This is a genomic window from Kitasatospora sp. NPDC057512, from assembly GCF_042802135.1.
Taxonomy (GTDB): Bacteria; Actinomycetota; Actinomycetes; order Streptomycetales; family Streptomycetaceae; genus Kitasatospora.
On sequence record NZ_JBHVET010000905.1, the window covers coordinates 1 to 2,932 of the forward strand.

Genomic DNA, 2,932 nt, shown 5'->3' on the forward strand with positions numbered 1-2,932 from the left:
CAGCCGAGGGGAGCGACCCCGAGCGCAAGGACAGACATGTCGTCGATACGACGTAGGCATCGCCGAGCCGCCGCCGCGGGAGGTGTCTCGGTGCTGGCAGCACTCGCCGTGCTCGGTTCGTCCGTTCCGGCCCTGGCCGACGAGGGGGACGCGGCCGTGCGCGAGGCCGTCCTGGAGGCCACGCGCGTCAAGAACCCCGTGGGTGAACCCGTCACCGAGGCCGTCACCGCCGAGTCCGCCGTGCTCGCGGCGCAGGTGTTCGGCCGCCGGGTGGAGGTGCTGGACCGCAGGACCGAGACGTCCACCACGTGGGCCGACCCGGAGGGGACCCTGACCACGACGGTCAGCGCCGGCCCCGTACGGATGCTGAGGGACGGCCAGTGGGTCGACGTGGACGCCACCCTGCGGCGGCAGGCCGACGGCGGGATCGCCCCCGGGGCCCACCCGGGGGACCTGCGCCTGGCCGGCCCCGGTGGTGCCAGGGCCCTGTCGGCACCGGCGGCGGCCGGCGCCCCGGCGTCCGCCGCACGCGACCTGGTCACCCTGGGCACCGGCGACCGGAAGATCGGCGTGCAGTGGAAGGGCGGCCTGCCGGCCCCCGTCCTGGACGGGACCAGGGCGACCTACCCGGACGCGCTGCCTGGCGCCGACCTGGTGGTGGAGGCCACCCGTACCGGCTTCGAGCAGTTCCTCACCCTCAAGCAGCGCCCCACGGGCGACGTCGCGCCGATGACGCTGCCCCTGAAGCTCCCCGGCCTGAAGGCGGAGCAGCAGGAGGACGGCTCGGTGGTCTTCAGCGACCGCGGGAGCGGCGAGCCGGTCGCCACCATGCCCGCGCCGGTGATGTGGGACGCCCAGGTCGACGAGCGCTCCGGCGAACGCAAGCGCAGCGCCCGCGTCCCGATGACGGTCACGCAGGACGGCGACACCGTCGAGCTGCGGCTCACCCCGGACCCCGGCTTCCTGGCGGACCCGACGACCCAGTACCCGGTGACCATCGACCCGGCCACGGACACCCTCTCCGTCATGTTCGACACCTTCGTCCAGGGCGGCGACACCACGGACCAGTCGGCGTCCACCGACCTCAAGCTGGGCTGGCCCGGCGACTACGCCGGCTCCACCAAGCGCACCGCCCGCTCCTTCCTCACGTGGGAGACCGGACAGTTCGCCGACGCCCTCGTCACCGACGCCAAGCTGGAGCTGTACAACTACCACTCCTGGTCGTGCGACAAGCGCGGCTGGGAGGTCTGGGCGGCCGACGCCGCCGACACCTCCAGCCGCTGGACCAAGCAGCCCGCGCTGAAGCAGAAGTTCGCCACCTCCACCGAGACCCGCAGCACGGCCTGCGGCAACGCGGGCTGGGTCGGCGCGGACGTGACCTCGCTGGCCAAGACCTGGGCGAGCGCCAAGGCCGCGACCGGTTCGGTGGCGCTGAAGGCCGTGGACGAGAACGACACCTACGCCTGGAAGCGCTTCTACTCCTCGGAAGCCACCGAGGACAGGATCCCGAGGCTGACCGTCACCTTCAACTACCGCCCCAGGACCGGCAGCAACCTCCAGGCCGGCCCGCCCTTCCACAGCGAGGGCGGCGTCTACAAGGTCAACAGCCTCACCCCGACGCTGCGCTTCACCACCGAGGACGTCAACGAGGACGACAAGGTCCAGGGCACCTTCGAGGTCAAGGACAAGGCGACCGGCGAGGTCGTCACGCAGTTCAACTCCGGGTTCGTCCGGGCCGGCGGGACCGCGTCCGCCACCGTCCCGGTGGGCAAGCTCGTCAGCGGCCGCGCGTACACCTTCCGGACGACCACCTTCGACGGGCAGCACTACGCCAACGGCTGGTCGGAGCCGGTGACGTTCACCGTCGACACCGCGTGGAAGCCGGGCGCGGCCGTCGACGCCCTCGGCGCGGCCAACGCCGTCCTGGACGCGGCCGACATCACCCCTGCCACCACCAGCGACAGCCGGTACGCGGCCATCGCCGAGACGGCGACCGGTACCGTCACCGTGTCCCGGGACCCGAAGGCCCCCACCGAGGTCAAGCCCGACGACATCGCCGCCGTCGGCATCGGCTCGGCCGCCCGGCAGCAGGGCGTGAACATCGGCGGCAGCGTGGTGTACGCCGACGCCGCCTCCGACGTGGACACCGTGGTCCAGCCCACCCTGGAGGGCGGCAGCCGCACCCTGCAGGTCATCAAGAACGCGAACGCGCCGCACGAGTACCGCGTCCCGGTGACCCTGCCCGCCGGCACCAGCCTGCGCCAGGAGCCCGACGGCTCCGTGGTGATCGTCCCGGCGAACCCGGACGAGCCGGTCGCGGCCATCCGGGCCCCCTGGGCGAAGGACGCCCACGGCAACGACGTCCCCACCTCCTACCGGCTGGAGGGCGACACCCTGGTGCAGCGGGTCGACTTCACCGCGAGCACGGCCTTCCCGGTCGTCGCCGACCCGTGGTGGAACCCGTGGAGCTGGAACTGGAAGCGCACGGGCAAGGTCGTGAAGAACGCGGCCAAGAAGTGCGGCATGGGGGCGCTGTCCGCCTACGTCCCCGTCCAGGCCCACCACGTGAGCGTCAACATCCAGCGCGCCCGCAACGGCCTGCGACTGGTCAAGTTCGCCGGCGGCCCCTGGGGCTACGTCACCGTCGCCGGTGCCGGCTGCCTGATGGGCACGCTGTCGTGAGCGGCCGCGAGCGGGTACGCCTGTCGGCCCTCCTGGGCATGACCGGCGAGCGCGGGCCGGCAGGCCCCCGGGCGGCGGCCGTGGACGTGGCGGTGGTCCTGGCCGCCCTGGTCGCCACCGCCCTCGTCTGCCGCGCGGCGGGCCTCGGCGCCTGGCCCGCGATCCTGCTCGGCGGCTGCGCGGGAGCGGCCACCACGCGCCTGGGCCTCGGCGCGCGCCTCGCACGCCGCAGACGGCACTGAGTGCGGAG

The 2,932-nt window shown here is 73.5% G+C and carries 2 protein-coding genes; both read left to right on the forward strand.

Going from position 1 to position 2,932, the window contains the following annotated elements; translation table 11 throughout:
• Positions 1 to 90: 90 nt before the first annotated feature.
• On the forward strand, positions 91 to 2,682 hold the full coding sequence (locus ACFU6K_RS35545; protein WP_380670239.1) for a DNRLRE domain-containing protein: 2,592 nt from the start codon (positions 91 to 93) through the stop codon (positions 2,680 to 2,682).
• Entirely contained in the window at positions 2,679 to 2,924 is a 246-nt protein-coding gene (locus ACFU6K_RS35550) for a hypothetical protein (protein WP_380670241.1), read from the forward strand. The genes ACFU6K_RS35545 and ACFU6K_RS35550 overlap by 4 nt, the downstream gene beginning before the upstream one ends.
• Positions 2,925 to 2,932 lie beyond the last annotated feature (8 nt).